Source organism: Paraprevotella clara YIT 11840 (assembly GCF_000233955.1).
GTDB classification, from domain to species: Bacteria; Bacteroidota; Bacteroidia; order Bacteroidales; family Bacteroidaceae; genus Paraprevotella; species Paraprevotella clara.
This window is the reverse complement of the sequence record NZ_JH376608.1, coordinates 18,410-37,242: the sequence shown is the minus strand read 5'-3', so window position 1 is coordinate 37,242 and position 18,833 is coordinate 18,410. Positions and strand designations below refer to the sequence as shown.

Below are 18,833 nucleotides of genomic sequence, written 5' to 3'. Positions count from 1 at the left end.
GTGCACGTATACCTTTTCTTGCGGCAGCATCGTTCCGAAGAGTGACATTCTACGTTGTAAAGAATCTGTATTGAATGTAGTTGCGCCAAAGCAAAGATAATTCCAAAAGATAAAAATGGAAATAAAGATAATTTGTTTCATATACAGCTAATTGGTTTGATGAGGTTGCCTGATTCTGAGGCAACCTCATGTGTATTGTTACCGATATGGCCTAAATCCAGAATGCACCCAGTCTGAGTATGCAAAGTTAAAATGAGAACGACTGTAGTTTATTTGGCATTCAAATGTTATGTATAACTCTGTCCCACGTATAGAACAAAAATTTCTATTGTTGCTTGTAAAATATCCAAGACGTTGCATTTCAGGAGAAAATTCTATTGTTCCCGTTGCACTAACGACTGGACATTGGTAACTTCCATTATAAACACTTTGTTGCCAGGATATGTTCCATATTAAAGTTCCATATGTGATTTCGCGTTCTGTCTTCATGCTTTCGGATATGGAAGATAATCGTTTGAATGGGATTTTTTTTGTTTTGAAGACCATTGAGTGGGAGGTTGAGTCTATTACTTCCAACTGAGCCGTTAATGAAGCTTTTATCAGCCCGAAGTTTTTAAAAGTTTCTTCCATTTCTTCCAATGTCGGAAGTGGGATTCCCGACTCTGTTTCAAATACAACTTCCGGCACTCCATACTTTTCTGCCATAGCACGTAGCGTGACGATTTCTTCTGCTGAATAACGGTAGGTGCCTTGTCCGTTTTCCATTTCGTCTTGGGTACAACTCCAAATGATAAGTCCACCCAGTGCCACGGCAATCATGGCAATGAAAACTTTTACTTTTTTCATGATGGTAATTTTTAGGAAATTGAAATTAGCGTTGTTACTTTTCCTCTTTTGAAGCCGGTAACATCTCATTGCCGTATCCTCCTTGTTTCCGTTTAATCCATTGGACTTTGTTTGATATGTTCGACATAATTTTGATTCTTACATGGCAAAGTTAGGCACGTTGTCGAGTAAAATCCAAATATTTTAGTTTGCATTTTAGGGTATTGGAAATTTTATATATATCTGAATATTTGTTATTTATAAAATTCTCATCCAAAAAATAATTTGCATCGTGTATTGAAACTTAGGTTTTAGCCTCCATTTTGGCTTCAAGGCGTTTCCGTCGACACGATATGGTACTATTAGTCAGGCTGCACATTGCAGCGATGTCTGACGTACGGATACCTAAGCGGAAGAGGCAGCAATGAACCACATCATGCATAGTTAAATTGGGTGTAATTTTTTTGAGTCCGCTTGCAAAGTTATTGAAACAATAATCTATTTCTTTCAAGAATAAAATTTTCTTTTCCTCCGTAGCGATTAAGTTTGTGTATTCTTTGGGAGTAGGTTTGTTCGGATTGTCGGCTGTGGGTAGGTTGCGTCCGATTTCCATGTGGTATAAAAGACGATTCCTAAGTTGCTGTTCGGTAGTTTCCCATTCTTTTTCTTTTTGTTGTATTTGGTCTTTAAGAGTGTTTAAATCTTCTAATTGTCGAGTCACTTTTTTCGTATCTTCTTTTCTGTCTCCTAATAACCTCTGCATTTCGTTCAGTTTTTGTGCACGTCGTTCCAGTTCAACCATTCTTTTTTCTTTTTCTTTTAGCTGTGAGAGTAGCTTTTCAGAGTTTTCTTGTTTCGTTTCCAAAAAGTGGATGGTTTGTTCCTTTTGATTCAAGATGAGCCGGATACGGTCAAGTTCATGCTTGCGACGATGGTCTGCCATGGCGTAGAGACTGCCTCCAAGTAACAAGGTAAAGATGGTCAGGGATATGAATAACGTATTTTTTTGTTCAGCGGCAATGGCATCCCTTTCTGCAATTAGTTGTTTCTTCTCACTTTCCGAGGCATCGGTAAAACTTTGAAACCGACGGTTCCAGTATTCGTTTTCATTTTCAATATACTGGGATAGATGGCTGCGCTTGCCGGAACCCTGCATTTCATATAATGAAAGCAGTTTAAGGGCAGTAGTCCGTAGTTCCAATGACGGACTTGCTGCCAGTTTTTCCATTTGTCCGAATACCGTATCCGAAACGGCTTGTCCGTTATTCAAAGCACAAGCGAACCCTGCCAATATCCTTTCGTTTTCCTGTCCGTCCGTCATCGTCTCGGGAAATTGCTTTTTTGCAGCCGTTTTCCAGGCACGCATGGCGTAAGAATAAGCCTTGTCATAGTGTTGTCGTTCCAAGGCGATAAGGGTCAATTTGCGGCTTGCAATGTATTCAGCCGTGTCAAGCCGGTATTTAGGGGCATTTTGCAAGACAGTTTCAAAATCAGTCTGGGCACGGTCCAAGAAGTTCTTTTGTCTCCAAACTTCTCCTTGTCCACACATGGCTTTCCACCAATAAGTCAGGCTGTCTTCGGGGTGGTATTGGCAGTTCAAGGCGGTCAACTGATAATAAAAGACTGCATCGTTCAGGTTACCTTCCTGATGGAGTTTGACAGCTTCTTCATAAGCTCTTTGCAGGTAAGAGGTAGACTCCTTGCGGCAGTTGGTGAAGAGCAAGGATAAAATGATGATGGCGGATGTTTTGAAATAAATCTTCATGGTTGTAATTCATTTGATAAGAAGCGGATTGCCCGGGTTGTCGGGTCTGCTTCTCCTTTATATATTAATGTGTCATTCTTGAGTATACAAATATAGTCTCCGTATGCGTTAGCTTTAAGCGGAGATTTCTTCAGTTTTTCCCTGCTAATGAAGTATAAGGGTACGGTCACATGCATGGTCTTATGTTCCCGTGAGAGAACCTCGGCTTCGGTCGGCGTGTCGGTCACTCCCAAGATGAAAAACCTGACGGGATGGTTATGGAATTGTAAGGCAATACCTTCAAACATTTTGGTTGTCCAAGGGTTAAGGCTATGAGCAATCATGCATACCTGATATCCCTGGGGAATATTCGTTTCGGATCCTTTTTCTTTGTCCGTCTCTGGCAGGATGAGGACTGCCTTCTCTTTTGTTTCTCCAGTAAATGTACCATATTGTAATTTGTTAAATACATAGGGATCTATATAGAACCCACCTACAAATATGTATATGCAGAGGCCGTTAAATAGTATCACCCATTTCAATATATAAGTTTTAATGTGGCAAAACAATGTTGTGAACAACAACCCAATCGAATATACAATGTCTGTAGAGAAACTTCCTGCTATTGAATTTATAAAGTCATTCCAGTACATTCCTAAGTATAACATCAGAGCGACCTGTATAAACAACATACCGAGATATATGGTTCCAAGTATTTGCCATGCAGAAACTATGGTCAGAGAATAGGAATGCCATATAATAAAGAATGCACAGTAGAGGCCAGTGGTGATTACCACATAATAAGTATGTTCCAAATAAAGGAGAGGGGAAAAAACGGTAGTAAATATACCGTTAATAGTTATTGGCATTTGAAACACAAATGCCAGATTCCGTATTTTCTTGTTTCCAAATGATGCAAAAATCCCAATTAGAAACAGCGGTAGATATATCCACCAATCTCTCCAAAGAGTAATACCATGGCCTAGGCCCCCACTTAATATCAGTGGGGGACATATCAGGCAAAATATGTAGGCCGATATATAAACGGCCTTTTGTTTAATGTTTTTTTCCATCGCACGGTTTTGCACTTGCGGGGCCGCATCCACGTTCCGTTCCTGTACACGCCTCCCCTCTACAGTTCTTATATTCTGTTTCTTTATTACAATTACAGTTCTCATCAGGGGCACTTTCTTTTCTACTCATAACCCTTTTCTTATGTACAATCTGAAAATGACCCTCTTTATCTGTCATTCGGTTTCCTGTATATAAAATACCATAGAGCAGCTCTTCAGTCCATTCATAATCAATCATAGCATCAACAGTCCAAGTTGCAATAAACTTATCGAAGTTTTCCTCTCGGATAGAATCTGCAAAAAAATCCGGTTCATAAATGTCCGGATGTTCTTCCAAATATCGGTACATTTTCATGAGATGTTGTCTTTCCGGTTCGCTCCATTCGAAAGAAGTCATGACTTCTTTCAGTTTGTCTTTCCAGAAGAGTAACTTTTGTTCGGGAGTGAGGGCGTTGAAAGCTGGACGTTTGTACTCTTCATCCAAATTCAGCCAAGCGTCACGGTCCATAGAACGAATGGATTGCAAGTTTTCGTGCGCCCATTCGTTCAAATGTTTGTTGCAACTGTACACCTCTTCGTTCTCTTTTTGGCAACTGCAAATCAGCAATGCTGACATAATCGTTATGAAAAATGCTTTTTTCATGAGTGTTTTTTTTAATAGTTAATTAATCTGTTTGAATCGTTTCATTTTTGCGATGATTTGTCGCACTTCCGGGGAGTCCACTTTGATGGGTTTCCGAAGGATGGCTTCTGCCGTGCGGTGCATAGATGCCGTGTCTCCTTGGGCTTCATATATGGTGTAAAGCTCATAAAGGGGAGTGAAACGGTTGGGGCACATGTATGAGGCCTGCTGCAAATGGCGTTCAGCTTCTTTATAGCGTTTTAACTGTTTGCAGTTGTCTGCCAGAAGAAGCCGGGTGTAGTAATCGGACATCCGTACCGAGCTTACCTTACATATACGCAGGCTCTCCTCATACTGGCCGGCTACGTTCAGTTCGGCGGCATAATTATATAAAAACAGCGGTTCGTTTCCCAATTTATCGTAAAGTCCCTTGTAGACGGGCAACATCTTTTTTGTCATGCCGCAGAGGGAGCGGTTAGCGGTATCACACCATAGAATTTCTGCCCGCATACGTTTGAATGCGAAAACAGAGAGCGTTGTGAGAAGGAGGGCTGCCACGAAAGGAAGACATCCCGTTGTCTGTCGTAATGCCGGGTGTCCGTTAAGTACCAAAACAAAGGCGGAACCCATACACAGTATCCACGTGTGCGGATAGCGGAATGGGTAAGAGAACAGGGAAAAGACGGCAATGGCTGTCAGGCAGAGCAGAGTCGGTCGCGAACTTCCCCCAGGATGTTTCCGCCACATACGGAAAAGCACGACGGCACAGAGAAGCATGGCCGTACCGCCGATAAATCCGAATTCGGTCAAAACCCCGAGATACTCGTTGAAAGGAGATTTCACATCGTCTGCCAACTGTGCATAACGGCTGTTGGGGTGAGTACGGAAAAACTGTGCCTGTTCGTCCATATAGTTTGCTTGAAAACCGCCGTAACCGTATCCGTATAGCGGGCGCTCTTTTATCATATTCCAAGTACACTGCCAGATAAGCAACCTTCCGTCCGCCGAATCTTTTTTATAATGATAAAGGAACACAGAAGAGGCGGTGAACAGCATCACAAGTCCGAAAGTCAGGGCTTTGCCGATTTTAGGCCATTTCATCGGGAAATATAAAAGGAAAATACATCCCATGGAAAGGATTCCTGCCCGTGATTCGGAAGCGATGATGGCACATGCAATGAAGAGGGTACTTGCGAGGGCGGTGTAACGAAAGGGGGTGCAGGGAGATTGGGTATAGTGGAGGCTGAAGGGTAGTGAAAAAGCCAGTGCGGAAGCTATGCCGGCCGGGTTGTCGAAATTGCCGCATACCGGAAACATGGGCTGTGGCGTCCAAAGTCCGCTCCATTGCAATAGGCCATGGAAAGCCAATGCTGTGGCACAAAGCGAAATGGAGAGGAAAATATCGGTGAAATGGGGCTTTTTAGTAGTCGGTATACTTCTGAAGTGGCTCATTCCGTACATCCAACATAAAAATGTCCCTCCAAAAAGGGCAAAATACCATTTAGGAGCTGTTTCCGCATCTATAAATTGGCCGGAGACACTCCAAAAAGTGCTTCCCAGCCAAATGGAAAAGTATAAAACAGTTAGCTTGCTCTTCATGGCTTTAATGTTTGAAGCAAATTTAGTAAATAAAGCCAAATGCACCTAATATTTGAGTTTGCATTTTTATCTGGCTGAAGATTCGCAATTCGTTGTTTATTAGATGATTGAAAATGTATAACACAATAAAAAGTTTGCACTGGCATTTTATGAAAACCATAAAGTTGTTAAGTTAGACGAATTATTTCCGTAAACATTTGGATTTACCTGCTTCTTTTCTGACCTTTGGAAAAGAATAAACGATAAAAAGATAGAACTTATGGAGCAGTTGTCGGATGTAGGCTTGATTGGGCTGGGCGTTATGGGAGAAAACCTTGCGCTGAATATGGAAAGAAACGGGCGTAGGGTCTCGGTGTGGAACCGGACTGTGCCTGGCGTGGAAGAAGGTGTTGCGGAGCGTTTTGTAGAAGGACGTGCCGCCGGAAAGCAAATTTTGGGTTTTTCGGACTTGTCAGAGTTTGTGGCATCTTTGAACCGACCGAGAATTATTATGATGATGGTGCGGGCGGGTGATGCAGTAGATGAACTTATCGACCAAGTGAGTCCTTTTCTGGCAGAGGGGGATGTTCTGATAGACGGAGGTAATTCGGATTATATGGATACTGGGCGACGGGTAGCTGCTTGCCGCGCTCGTGGATTGCTGTTTGTTGGAGCTGGAGTTTCCGGCGGGGCAGAGGGTGCCCTTCGGGGGGCTTCCATCATGCCGGGCGGAGCGAAAGAGGCTTGGCCGTTGATTCGCCCTCTTTTACAGGATATGGCTGCAAAGGCAGCCGACGGAACCCCTTGTTGTGACTGGATGGGGCCGGACGGAGCCGGACATTTTGTTAAAATGGTACATAACGGCATAGAGTACGGCGACATGCAACTGATTGCCGAAACCTATTTCCTGTTGAAACGGGCCGGTGGAATGGACAATGAACGGATGAGTCGTTTGTTCGGTCGCTGGAACGAAGGCCGTTTAAAAAGTTATTTAGTGGAAATAACGTCCGACATATTGGCTTATAAAGAAGCTGACGGTGGGTATTTGGTGGATCGTATTCTGGATGTGGCAGGGCAGAAAGGTACGGGACAATGGTCGGTGAAGAACGCGCTCGAACTGGGAGAATCGTTCGGATTGATAGCGGAAGCTGTTTTCCAACGTAATATCTCTACACAGAAGGAACTGCGTGTGGAGGCGGCACGTGTATATGCTTCCCGATTGGAGAAAGAACCGTATGCTTCATTCTCGGCTGATGAAGTAGAACAGACTTTGTTTGCCTCCAAGTTAGTGGCTTATGCTCAAGGGTTTGATTTGCTGTCGAGAGCTTCCGAACAGTTTGGGTGGAATCTGGATTTGGCCATGATAGCCCGAATGTGGCGGGGAGGCTGTATTATTCGGTCTGCTTTTTTGGACGAACTTGCCCGGGCTTACGAGGCAGGGGGAGGACGAGGGAATCTGATGTTGTTCCCAGCCTTCTCCACGCAAGTCAGGGAGGCTTTGCCTGCATGGCGTAGAGTGGTGGCTACGGCTGTATGTGAAGGGGTGGCTGTACCGGCATTTGCCTCTGCGCTCAATTATTTCCATTCTTTGACTACGGACTTTTTGCCTGCCAATTTGATTCAGGCACAACGTGATTATTTCGGTGCGCATACTTTTGAGCGGACGGATGGTGAAAGGGGAAAGTTTTATCATGAAGAATGGGTTTCATTACAATAAAATAAGGAGGGAATATGAACAAACCGGATGCTTTGACTCTTGTGATATTCGGTGCGTCGGGCGACCTGACAAGGCGTAAACTGATGCCGGCACTTTACCTATTATATAAAGCGGGACGGTTGCCCCGCCGTTTTGCTGTGTTGGGGATGGCGCGTACGTCTTATGATGACGACCGTTTCCGTACATCTATACGTGAGGGGTTGCTTTCTTTCGTACGGCCGGACGAGGTGGACGAAAAAGCAATCCAAGCATTTTTGTCCTGCTTGCATTATCTTTCAGCCGATCCTTCGGAGCCGGAAGCTTATGCGGAGTTGAAGACACGCTTGGAGGAGATAGACCGGACAATAGATAATCCTCATAATTATTTGTATTACTTGGCTACTCCACCGTTGCTTTACGGCGTGATTCCCCGCCATTTGAAGGCAGAGGGATTGAATCGGGAAGGCGATGGTTTCAGGCGTATCGTCGTGGAGAAACCTTTCGGTTATGACTTGTCGTCGGCGTTGGAACTGAACCGTATTTATTTGGATGCCTTTCGGGAGGAACAGATCTATCGTATCGATCATTTTTTGGGGAAAGAGACGGTACAGAATATACTGGCTCTCCGTTTTGCCAACAGTGTCTTCGAGCCTTTATGGAATCGAAATTATATAGATTACGTAGAGATTACGGCCGTGGAGAATATGGGAATCGGGACGCGGGGAGGTTTCTATGACGGAGTAGGGACCTTACGCGACATGGTGCAGAACCATTTGGCACAGTTGTTGGCTGTGACAGCCATGGAGCCGCCTGCTGCTTTTGATGCTTCGGGATTCCGGAATGAGGTGGTGAAAGTCTACCAGTCCTTGACACCATTGACTGGAGAAGACATCCGTCATTCGGTGGTGCGTGGGCAATATATGGCTTCAGAGGGGCGTAAAGGATATAGAGAGGAAGAGCAAGTGCCTGCCTTGTCTCGAACGGAAACTTATTTGGCTATGCGGTTGGAACTGAACAACTGGCGTTGGGGCGGCGTACCTTTTTATATCCGCACGGGTAAACAGATGCCTACAAAAGTGAGTGAGATTGTGATACACTTCAAATCGGCACCTTATTCCTTGTTCCGTTGCGAAGGAGGTACTTGTCCGCTACCCAATCGTTTGGTGATACGTATACAACCCAATGAAGGGATTGTATTGCGTCTCGGCATGAAAAAACCGGGTGAAGGCTTCGAGGTACTCCCGATGGATATGGACTTCAGTTATGCCGAATTAGGTCGCCTGCCTACGGAGGATGCTTATGCACGCTTAATAGAGGATTGTATTGCGGGCGACCCTACGTTGTTTATCCGTAGCGATGCCGTAGAAAGCGGATGGCGTTTTTTCGATCCGATACTGAAATATTGGCAGGATGTGCCGGAATGCCCGCTTTACGGTTATCCGGCAGGCTCGTGGGGGCCGTTGGAGGCAGATAGCCTGGTGGCTCGTCAAGGAGCGTCGTGGACCAATCCGTGTAAGAATTTGACGAATACTCATTTATATTGTGAGCTATGAACATACATGTAGCGGATAATGCCCGTGAAGCGGCAAGAATGTTGCTTCGGAATATGCTGGCCGTCATTAGGCAACCTTCTGGGGCAGGAGGTGAAGGAGGTACGGTCAATGTCGCTTTCTCAGGAGGCAGTACACCGGCTATCTTGTTTGATGTGTGGGTAGAGGAGTTCGCTGAATTGACGCCTTGGAATCGTTTTCGAGTGTATTGGGTGGATGAACGTTGTGTTTCTTCTGAGAATAAAGACAGCAATTACCGGTTGGCTAAGATACATTTGTTGGATAAGGTTCCATTAACCTCGGAACAGGTTTTCCGGATACGCGGAGAGCAAGAGGATGCGGAAAGAGAAGTATTGCGCTATTCTTCGATGGTGTTGTCGCAGTTACCATTGGACGGGCGCATACCCGTGTTTGATTTTGTGTTGTTAGGTATTGGAGCAGATGGGCATACCTCTTCCGTCTTTCCTGGGCAGGAGAAACTGCTTCATACTTTGGCTCCTTATGCGCTTAGTACTCATCCTGTTACCGGGCAACGTCGCATTGCTATGACCGGTGAAGTCATGGTCCGTGCCCGTCATACATGGTTTTACGTCACAGGGCAGGATAAAGCCGGCGTTATACAGTCTTTATCCTGCCCTGACGTGCGCAACCGTTATCCGGCTGCTTATGTGTGGCAATCCGCGCTTCATGCGGAATTGTTTACCGATATTCAGGTCATTTCACCCGTTTGATTCCTTCGTGTGTAGGAATGACCGGTTTGATGGTACCGTCTTCATTGAATTCCATTTTGTCGATACATACTTCGCGGTGTACGCCCGGCTGGTGTTTGATGTAATTCTTATTGATGCGGTGATACACAATGTACCATTCGTCTTTACCGGGAATCTGTAGGACGGCGTTATGTGCCGGGCCATAGATTTCCTGTTCGGGACGTTGGATGAGGATAACCGGATTTTGGGCTACCTCGATTGGTCCGAGCGGAGACTTGGCCGTACCGTAGGCTACGTGGTAGTTGGGGGAACCCGTATCGTCCACGCTCCACAAGAAATAGTAAGTGCCTTTGCGGTAGAACACGTAAGGAGCCTCGCGGAAGGCATAATCTTGCAGCGTACCGCCTTGTGGGGTCATGAGTGTTTCCGTTTCCGGTTTGATGCTCATCATGTCTTCGTTCAGTTCTGCGCCGGCCATGTAGCCGTTGCCCCAATAAAGATAGCTTTTTCCGCTTACGGGATCTTCAAACACATCCACGTCTATCTGCTGCCCGTGTTTCTGACCTTCCGGCCGACGGTCTACGATAGGATGTCCGGCATCGGTGAACGGTCCGCAAGGGTGGTCTGCGGTAGCTACTCCGATGGCTTTCCCGTTGGGTGTGTTGCCGCTGAAATAGAAGAAATATTTGTATTTTCCGTCTATTTTCTTTTCGATGATACACGGTGCCCAGGCGTTACCGTCGGACCACTTCACTTGGTCGGTACCCAAGTCGAGCATGATACCTTCGTGGCGCCAGTCGGTCAAATCTTTGGAACTGAAAACCGTGAAATAGTATCCGCCCCATCCCGGAGTTCCGTCGGTAGTGGAATAGATGTAATACTTTTTAGTCTGTTTCGCGTACAGGATTTCAGGATCGGCATGAAATTCCGGGAGTACGGGATTGCCTGTCTTGGCTCTTTGAGCCGAAAGATGTGCCGGAATGCCCAGCAAACCGGCAATGGCGAGAATGGTTAATGTTTTTTTCATCATGTTTATATTAAAAATTAAATGTGTCAGCAACCCATGGTTTCACGGTAGAAGTCCAACATGTTGAAGATTTCGTCCTTTCCGGCTGTACGGTTGATACGGATATCTCCTATGCCGCCCAATAGTGTGAAGTTGACCTCTCCCGATGTGTTTTTTTTGTCGTGGGTCATGAATTGGTATAGCGTTTCGTATGCCTTGCAGTCGAAAGGGAACACGCCGTAGTACCTTTTGATAAAGTCCGTAGTCTGGCGTAGCTTGTCTTTAGGGAAATCCTCTCTCAGGCAACTCAGGTAAAGTTCGCATACCAATCCCCAGGCTACTGCGTAACCGTGCAGTACGGTACGCTCTTCTGCCAAGGCCAGGCTTTCGAGTGCATGTCCGGCTGTATGTCCTAAGTTCAGCGCCTTGCGGATACCCTGTTCATACGGATCCTGTGCGACGATGTTTTCCTTGATGGCTACGCTTTGGGCTACCATCTCTTGCAGTCGGAGATAGTCGATGTCGTCCAAGTCGAATGAAACCAATTCTGCCCAATGCTTTTCTGTGCTGATAAGGCCGTGTTTCAGCATTTCCGCATATCCGGAACAGATGTTCTTATAGTCCAGTGTTCTCAGAAACTCTGTATCCAACAATACGCTTGCGGCCGGTGTGAAAGCTCCTATTTCATTTTTCAAACCGTTGAAGTTGATGCCTGTTTTTCCGCCGACAGCGGCATCCACCATGGCCAGCAAAGTGGTAGGGATATTGATGTACGGAATGCCTCTTTTAAAGGTGGAGGCAGCAAATCCTCCAAGATCGGTTACCATTCCACCGCCTAAATTGACCAACAGGGAATGGCGTGTGCCGCCTTTTTGGCTTAATTCTGTCCACACTGAAATAAGGGTCTCTATGCTTTTATGTTCGTCTGTGGCACCGATGACGATATGTTCCGACTGTTGCATGGACGGGAAACCGGAGATAACCGGCCAACACTTTTTGTATGTGGTTTCATCCGTCAGGACAAATAACTTGTCATGAGGTTGTTGGATTATAGCTTGTTCCAAACTCTCCCTCAGATTTTGTGAAATAATGATTTTCTGCTTTTGCATAGCGCTTGTTCATGATAATTCGATTGCAAAGATAGGTTTTTTGGAAGATAATGTTCCATTTTGCCTTTTATTTCTTGTGGATTATTTAATTTTGCAGGTGGTTAGGTAATAAATACATTTTTTTTTGTTAAAAAGCCGTCCGGGAATTAAACCGAAGGGAGGGTTGTCCGTCCAATTTCCGTATGGCGTTTAAAAATTAATGAAGATATAAAATGAAAAAGAGAAACGTGCTGGCTTTTATGCTGTGTGTGTGGAGCGTGTGCTCGTGGGCGCAGAAGGTGACGGTCAGCGGAACGGTGATTGAAGAAGATACCAACGAACCTGCGTTTTCGGCCTCGGCCGTATTGTTGAAAACGACGGACAGCACGTTGGTCACAGGTGCCAGTTCCAATTTGGAAGGGAAGTTTTCCATTCCGGGCGTGAAACCGGGAAAGTATATATTCCGGGTGACGTCGGTCGGTTTTAAGCCTTATTATAAGGATGTGGTGTTGGTGGCTTCGAAGCCTTCGATGGCTATAGGGACGATCAAGTTGCAGACCAATGCGGCTTTGTTGGATGCAGTCGAGGTGACAGCCCGGCAGGCTCAGGTGGAAATGAAAGCTGACACTTTCGTCTATAATGCAGGTGCCTATCGTGTGCCCGAAGGTTCCGCCTTGGAAGAATTGGTAAAGAAATTGCCGGGAGCGGAAGTTTCAGAGGACGGAACCATCACCATCAACGGAAAGGAAGTGAAGAAAATCATGATAGACGGCAAGGAATTCTTCGATAACGACACCAAGGTGGCGATGAAGAACTTGCCCACCAACATGGTAGAAAAAATCAAGGCATACGACCGCAAGAGCGACTACACGCGCATGACGGGTATCGACGACGGGGAAGAAGAAACGGTGATCGACCTCTCGGTGAAACCTGAAATGAAGAAAAGCTGGTTGGCGGATGTAGATCTCGGATACGGTACGGAAGACCGCTATACGGGTCGTTTCATGGTGAACCGCTTTACCGACAGGTTGCGGTTGACGTTGCTTGGAGGTGCCAACAATGTGAACGACCGTGGGTTCTCCGGCGGGTTCCATGGAGGTTGGGGCGGCAACGGCGGTCTCGTGGCCAACAAGGATGCCGGTATGGACTTTGTCTGGGAGAACGGTAAAAAGGAAAACGAGGCCGGACGGTTGAAAGTGGGCGGAAACGTGCGCTACCGCCATAGCAGTACCGACCAGTTGAGCACGACCAATTCGGAATCTTTCCTTACGTCGGGGGCGAACAGTTCGTTTTCCAACAGGATGAACCGTTCCAAGTCGGGCAATACGAACGTGAATTCAAATTTCAGGCTCGAATGGTCACCGGACACGATGACGCGCATCATGTTCCGTCCGAACTTTTCTTTCTCGCAGAATTACAGCGACGGGCAGAGCAGCAGTGTGACGTTCAACGACAACCCTTATACACGGGGCATGACCGACCCGCTTTCGCAATATCGCGATTATGTGTCGGACAGCATCGTGGTGAACGACAACCGGCGTTGGAGCCATAGCGACGGCCAAAGCTATTCCGTGGACGGGATGTTGATGGTGAACCGTCGGCTGAACAGCAAGGGGCGCAACCTTACCTTGCGGATGCGGGGCGGTTATTCCGATTCGGACAACAAGTCGTTCAACATCTCGGACGTGAACTATTTCCTTCAGCGCAAGCCGGGCGGAGGGTACGACCGTTCCTATATGCACCAATATAACGTCAATCCCTCGAAGAGTTACAACGGAAGTGCGGATTTGAGCTACAGTGAACCCTTGTTTGCCGGGGCGCATTTGCAGTTCAGCTACCGTTACCAGTACCGTTATTCCGATTCCGACCGCTCCATGTATTCTTTGGACAGTTTGGTATCCAAAGGAGTCATCACGCAGGAGGAATTGGAGACGTATCCTTTGGAATATATCCCGGGCGTGGATTGGTTGGATTTGGCGCGGAACTACCAGAATAGCCAATATGCCACTTACAAGGAGCACAATCAAGATGCTACGGTGATGTTCCGTTACCGGAAGGAAAAGGTGCGTTTCAGCGCGGGTATTTCCGTGCAGCCGCAGAAGACCTACATGGATTATACCAAAGGAAGCCTCGACACTACCGTGGTGCGCAACGTGCTGAACTGGGCACCGCGCATAGACTTCCGCTACAAGTTTTCCGAGACGGGGCAGTTGCGCTTGCGTTATAACGGGCGTTCTTCACAACCCTCAATGACGAACTTGCTCGACGTGACAGACGACTCCGACCCGCTGAACATCTCGAAAGGTAACCCTGGGCTGAAGCCTTCGTGGACCAACCGCATGGAACTGTTCTACAACAATTACATACCCGACTTGCAGCGTGGATGGATGGTGCATGCGAACATGAGCATGACCAACAACAGCATCAGTACGGCTGTGCTTTACGATGAGGCTTCGGGACGGCGTACCACCATGCCGATGAATATCAACGGCAATTGGAATGCCTGGACGGGGCTTATGTTCAACACCGCGATGGGGGAGAAGAAGTACTTCAACTTTTTCACATTTACAACTTTCCGTTATGCCAATGATGTAGGGTACATCAGTTCCGGTTCGCAAATCAACGACAACGTGACTTCCGACCAAATCGTGAACCTTAGCCAAAAGAGCACGACGAAGAGTTCCAATGTTGGCGAACGGGTGAATTTCAATTTCCGTAATGATTTGTTTGAAGTGGGCGTGAACGGTAACATCAACTACCAACATGCACGTAATGATTTGCAGGAGAATGCCAATCTTGACACTTACAGCTTTTCGTACGGGGGCAATGTGCAAGTCAACATGCCGTGGAACATGAGTTTGGCCACGAATATCGGGCAAAGCAGTCGCCGTGGTTACGACGACGCGTCCATGAATACCGATGAGTTGATTTGGAACGCGCAGCTTTCGCAAAGCTTCCTGAAAGGGAATGCCGCCACGGTATCGCTGCAATGGTACGACATCTTGCGTGAACGCAGCAATATCAGCCGCTCGCTTTCTGCCACACAGCGTACGGACACATGGACCAATGCCATCAACAGTTATGTGTTGGTGCATTTCATCTACAAGCTCAATCTGATGGGCGGACGCAACGCCATGGGCGGCGGACAGGACAGGCACGGCGGACCGGGCGGACCGAGAAGGGGACCCGGCGGCTTCGGTGGTCCGCGTTTTTGAGTCGGAAACGGAATGCTTATGAATAAGGCTAAGGTCTCATTTCGATGGGACTTTAGCTTTTCTTTTTGTGACGAGATTTCAAGCCAAGTCACTTTTTCTTCGTATGTTTAACCGAAATTCAATACTTTTTTGTATGTTTGTTATAAAGAAACCGGATTGAGACGTGTTCGATGTGGTAATTTATAGTGTACTTGGTGCTTTTTACTTGTTTATAGTTTTGAGCCAGATGCTGGTGGTGATTTTGGAAAATCGTCAGCCGGTGAAGACTGTGGCATGGCTGATGGTGTTGTTTTCCTTACCCGTCGTGGGGCTGGTCATTTATTTCTTTTTCGGCAGAAACCGTAAACGGGAACATTTTGTAAGCCGGGCGTGTGCCAGTCAGCTTGCACGTCGTTCGGCCGTGCGTTTCTATCAGGGAGGTTTTCCGGAACTTCCGGCAGAGCATAAGCCTTTGATCAAGCTGTTTCGTCGGCAAAGCGGCTCATTTCCTTATCCCGACAATAAAATACGTTTCTTCATTTCCGGAGAGGAGATGCTCGATAACCTCCTGCGCGACATTGCCTCGGCTCGGCATCATATCCATGTGGAGTTTTATATCATAGAAGACGACAAGGTGGGACGACTAGTACGCGAGGCTCTGGCAGTCAAAGCCCGTGAGGGGGTGAGCGTCCGGTTGGTGTACGACGACGTGGGATGTTGGAACGTGAAGAATCGCTTTTTCAAGCAGATGGAAGCGGAGGGTATACAGGTGGCGGCTTTCCTTCCGGTACGTTTTCCGAAGTTTACCAGTAAGGTGGATTTCCGGAATCATCGGAAGATTGTGGTCATCGACGGTATTATAGGCTATGTGGGCGGCATGAATCTGGCGGAGCGTTATTTTTATCAGGTGGATAAAAACCAGCCTGTATGGCGCGACACGCACGTGCGCATCATGGGGAATGCTGTAGGCGGTTTGCAGCGTGCTTTCCTTTCGGATTGGTATGTGGCGGCCGGGCAGACGATTACAGACCAAGTCTATTATCCTCGGGAAGAGGAGTGCCGTAAGATCATGGCCTGCGACCGCGAACCCTACGTGAGCCGGAATGCCTTGATACAGATTGTGACCTCCATACCTACGGCACCGTGGCCGGATATCATGCAGGGAATGATTCTGGCGCTCCTGCGTGCACGTCAGTATTGTTACTTGCAAAGCCCTTATTTCATGCCTACGGAGCGTATGTTGTTTGCATTGCAAACGGCTGCCCTGGCGGGAGTGGACGTGCGTTTGATGATACCGGAGCGCACGGATAAGCGATTTCTGACGTGGGCCTCGCGTTCGTTCCTTCACGACGTGATTCGCGCCGGAGTGAGGGTGTACCTTTATCAGAAGGGTTTCCTGCACTCCAAGACGTTGGTGTGCGATGATACGTTGATGTCCTGCGGGTCGACCAACATAGATTTCAGAAGCTTTGAGCGCAATTTCGAAGTAAATGCCTTTGTGTACGACAAAGAGGCGGCATTGCACATGAAAAAAGTGTTTCAGGAAGACCAGAGCCATTGTCGGATGTTGAATCTGGAGACGTGGGAGACGCGCTCCATTTGGTGCCGTGTGGCCGAATCCTCTATTCGTTTGCTGTCTCCTTTGCTTTGAAGAAAGAAAAGTTCACGCTTCCGTATGCGCGATGTTCTTTGAAAGAAGGATGGGCGCTGAAGTCATTGGTTTTGCCATGCTCCAGCACGAACAGGCCGTCGGGTTTCAGCAGGTTGTGCCGGAATACGAGGTCGGGAAGGTCTTCCAGATTCTTCAAGGCATACGGAGGATCTGCAAAGATAAAGTCGAACTGTTCATTGCACCGGTCTAAATAACGGAATACGTCGGTACGTAGCAGGTAGCAGTTGGGGGCTTTCAGCGTGTCGACAATCTGGCTGATGAAGCGGAAATGCTGGGCATCACGCTCCACGGAGACCACCTTTCCGCACCCTCTTGAAAGCAGTTCTATGGTAATGCTGCCGGTGCCGGCAAAGAGGTCCAAAGCCTCCGGCTCTTCGTCGAAATCCAGATAGCCGTTGAGTACGTTGAACAGGTTTTCTTTGGCAAAATCCGTTGTGGGACGTGCCTTGAAACTGCGGGGGACATCGAAATACCTGCCCTTGTATATACCGGTGATGACTCTCATAACGATGATTTATATTATATCACATGGACCCATAAAGCCAGCAGGTCGAACGGGAGCTGCTGATTCCGTGCCAGTGTGGAACGGCGGTAAATATCGGCCGCGTTCGTGTTTCTGACGTTCTGCAAGTATCGGGCAAGGAGTTGGGCTGTGTCATCCTTTATATTGCCGTTACCCAATAGTATGCATTCCTCCTGACGTACATCCATTTTCAGGTCTTTCCATACGGAAAGGATAAAATAGACCGCATTGTCCGCCACGTCGGCCGGAAAGGTATTGGCATAACATAATTGTTGTGCCCGATAGCCGAATACGAAAACTTCTTTTTCGTCGAAATAAGCGTATAATTGCCGTTTGTCCTGTTGGGCCAAAAGCCACAGCTTTTCCAATATCATGGTATGGCTGTGGTAAAACCGTATACCGGGGAAGTATTGGTTGAGTATGCGCTCCACTTCATGGTCTACTGTAAATATCTGGGCGATTTCCAGATGAGGCAGGATATTATAATAAGTTTTGCCTGTTTTTTCCTGAGCGTACGTCAGGCGATAGAGCGCATGGGCTTCCTCTTTCCGGAAACACTCTAAAGGCACTTGCATGGAAAGTCCTGTCACCAAGCCATAAACCACGGGGTTATTCCTTTTTCGGACTATGGCGGATTGCGCAATGGCCTTCTTCAAGGTTTCCGCGACGCTCTCTTCTTCATGATAAATATAGTCTTCTATAGCTACCGGTTCCGTTCTTGTCGGGTTGTAGCTATAAAAAGAAAATCCATCCGCGTGCAGGCGGATGGACAGATTATAAGTTTGACTTTGATTATTCCCAGTTTCCTGCATTGTTGTTCGGGGTCATGAGGTCACCAATTTTCAGTCCGGCATAACGGCCTTGTTTCTCAGCCGCGTCTGTCAGGTTGTAAATCTCGCGTTCGCTCAGGCCTTTCAGGTAAGCAGAATAAGGAGCACGGCATTCCATCACATTTTGAGTCACACCGGAGCGGCCTACGTGAATGGTTTTCTCCAATTCAAAAGTCTGCCCGTCACTATACGGGATGAATTTGAGTGAATCTGCGTTACCGTCTGTACCCACAATGGCTTCGGCCATGGGAGTCCATGTCGTGTCGCGACGGAAATTCTGCAAACCGTTGGCTGCGATGGCAGCGGCATCTCCGCTGTTCACAATGGCGGCAGCCTTGGATTCGGTCAGCCCGCTTTCCATTTGTTTGTCACTCAGTTCTCCTACCTTGGTCACGTGAGGAATTCGTGCCGTTTTAATGAAGTTGATCAGCACGTCGAGCGTGTCGCAGAACTCGCCTTGATGTTGCTGGCGGTACTGTTCTTCCGCATCTTTGATTTGAATCAAACGTGCCTTAACTGCTGCTTCCCGTATGTCCTTCTCCTTGTTGAACTGGATGGGTTGCATGATGCTCTCGTAGCAGAGATAAAGCAAAACCACTGCGCATAAGCCCAGGATGACATTAATTGCTTTTTTCATGATACATTTATAATTTTATTTGTTACATTCGCATCGCAAAAGTAAGATAAATAAATTTAATATTCGACTTTTCGACGAACTTTTT

The 18,833-nt window shown here is 47.0% G+C and carries 15 protein-coding genes; 5 read left to right on the top strand and 10 right to left on the bottom strand.

The window, feature by feature from the left end; translation table 11 throughout:
* Positions 1 to 198: 198 nt before the first annotated feature.
* From HMPREF9441_RS11230 to HMPREF9441_RS11210, 5 genes are all read right to left on the bottom strand, one after another.
* Positions 199 to 846: a hypothetical protein gene (locus HMPREF9441_RS11230; RefSeq protein ID WP_244949739.1), complete on the bottom strand. Its 648-nt coding sequence runs from the start codon at positions 844 to 846 to the stop codon at positions 199 to 201.
* Between the two features lie 283 nt (positions 847 to 1,129).
* Positions 1,130 to 2,590 carry a hypothetical protein gene (locus HMPREF9441_RS11225; RefSeq protein ID WP_008621213.1) on the bottom strand — a complete coding sequence of 487 codons (1,461 nt, stop codon included), beginning with the start codon at positions 2,588 to 2,590 and terminating at the stop codon, positions 1,130 to 1,132.
* Positions 2,587 to 3,642, bottom strand: coding sequence for a hypothetical protein (locus tag HMPREF9441_RS11220; RefSeq protein ID WP_008621212.1), 1,056 nt, complete (start codon positions 3,640 to 3,642; stop codon positions 2,587 to 2,589). The genes HMPREF9441_RS11225 and HMPREF9441_RS11220 overlap by 4 nt, the downstream gene beginning before the upstream one ends.
* Positions 3,626 to 4,150, bottom strand: a complete 525-nt coding sequence (locus HMPREF9441_RS11215) for a bacteriocin fulvocin C-related protein (RefSeq protein WP_253270814.1) — start codon at positions 4,148 to 4,150, stop codon at positions 3,626 to 3,628. Before HMPREF9441_RS11215 ends, HMPREF9441_RS11220 begins: the two co-directional genes overlap by 17 nt.
* A gap of 153 nt (positions 4,151 to 4,303) precedes the next feature.
* Positions 4,304 to 5,716, bottom strand: coding sequence for an O-antigen ligase family protein (locus HMPREF9441_RS11210; RefSeq protein WP_244949738.1), 1,413 nt, complete (start codon positions 5,714 to 5,716; stop codon positions 4,304 to 4,306).
* A gap of 406 nt (positions 5,717 to 6,122) precedes the next feature.
* Here HMPREF9441_RS11210 and gnd point away from each other — a divergent pair, with 406 nt between their 5' ends.
* The 3 genes from gnd to pgl are packed head-to-tail and all read left to right on the top strand — an operon-like array spanning position 6,123 to position 9,819.
* Positions 6,123 to 7,559 carry a decarboxylating NADP(+)-dependent phosphogluconate dehydrogenase gene (gnd, locus tag HMPREF9441_RS11200; protein WP_008621207.1) on the top strand — a complete coding sequence of 479 codons (1,437 nt, stop codon included), beginning with the start codon at positions 6,123 to 6,125 and terminating at the stop codon, positions 7,557 to 7,559.
* Positions 7,560 to 7,573: 14 nt separating this feature from the next.
* The gene (gene zwf, locus HMPREF9441_RS11195) at positions 7,574 to 9,091 is read left to right on the top strand and encodes a glucose-6-phosphate dehydrogenase (protein ID WP_008621206.1); all 1,518 of its coding nucleotides are present in this window, start codon (positions 7,574 to 7,576) and stop codon (positions 9,089 to 9,091) included.
* Positions 9,088 to 9,819, top strand: a complete 732-nt coding sequence (gene pgl / locus HMPREF9441_RS11190; RefSeq protein WP_008621205.1) for a 6-phosphogluconolactonase — start codon at positions 9,088 to 9,090, stop codon at positions 9,817 to 9,819. Before zwf ends, pgl begins: the two co-directional genes overlap by 4 nt.
* Here pgl and HMPREF9441_RS11185 read toward each other — a convergent pair.
* Both HMPREF9441_RS11185 and aroB read right to left on the bottom strand, forming a co-directional pair.
* Positions 9,803 to 10,828, bottom strand: a complete 1,026-nt coding sequence (locus HMPREF9441_RS11185; RefSeq protein WP_008621203.1) for a family 43 glycosylhydrolase — start codon at positions 10,826 to 10,828, stop codon at positions 9,803 to 9,805. The genes pgl and HMPREF9441_RS11185 overlap by 17 nt on opposite strands.
* A 23-nt stretch (positions 10,829 to 10,851) precedes the next feature.
* Entirely contained in the window at positions 10,852 to 11,913 is a 1,062-nt protein-coding gene (gene aroB / locus HMPREF9441_RS11180; RefSeq protein WP_008621201.1) for a 3-dehydroquinate synthase, read from the bottom strand.
* A gap of 212 nt (positions 11,914 to 12,125) precedes the next feature.
* Here aroB and HMPREF9441_RS11175 point away from each other — a divergent pair, with 212 nt between their 5' ends.
* Complete coding sequence (locus HMPREF9441_RS11175; RefSeq protein WP_008621199.1) at positions 12,126 to 15,107, top strand: TonB-dependent receptor; 2,982 nt, start codon at positions 12,126 to 12,128, stop codon at positions 15,105 to 15,107.
* Between the two features lie 163 nt (positions 15,108 to 15,270).
* Positions 15,271 to 16,737: a cardiolipin synthase gene (cls, locus tag HMPREF9441_RS11170; RefSeq protein ID WP_008621198.1), complete on the top strand. Its 1,467-nt coding sequence runs from the start codon at positions 15,271 to 15,273 to the stop codon at positions 16,735 to 16,737.
* Here cls and HMPREF9441_RS11165 read toward each other — a convergent pair.
* Genes HMPREF9441_RS11165 through HMPREF9441_RS11155 form a run of 3 tightly spaced genes read right to left on the bottom strand, consistent with a single transcriptional unit; the run spans position 16,709 to position 18,748 of the window.
* A complete protein-coding gene (locus HMPREF9441_RS11165; RefSeq protein ID WP_008621196.1) occupies positions 16,709 to 17,263 on the bottom strand; it encodes an RsmD family RNA methyltransferase in 555 nt (184 codons plus the stop codon). The genes cls and HMPREF9441_RS11165 overlap by 29 nt on opposite strands.
* Before the next feature lie 14 nt (positions 17,264 to 17,277).
* Positions 17,278 to 18,093 carry a DUF3822 family protein gene (locus tag HMPREF9441_RS11160; protein WP_008621194.1) on the bottom strand — a complete coding sequence of 272 codons (816 nt, stop codon included), beginning with the start codon at positions 18,091 to 18,093 and terminating at the stop codon, positions 17,278 to 17,280.
* Positions 18,074 to 18,748: a hypothetical protein gene (locus tag HMPREF9441_RS11155; RefSeq protein WP_008621192.1), complete on the bottom strand. Its 675-nt coding sequence runs from the start codon at positions 18,746 to 18,748 to the stop codon at positions 18,074 to 18,076. Before HMPREF9441_RS11155 ends, HMPREF9441_RS11160 begins: the two co-directional genes overlap by 20 nt.
* Between the last annotated feature and the right edge of the window lie 85 nt (positions 18,749 to 18,833).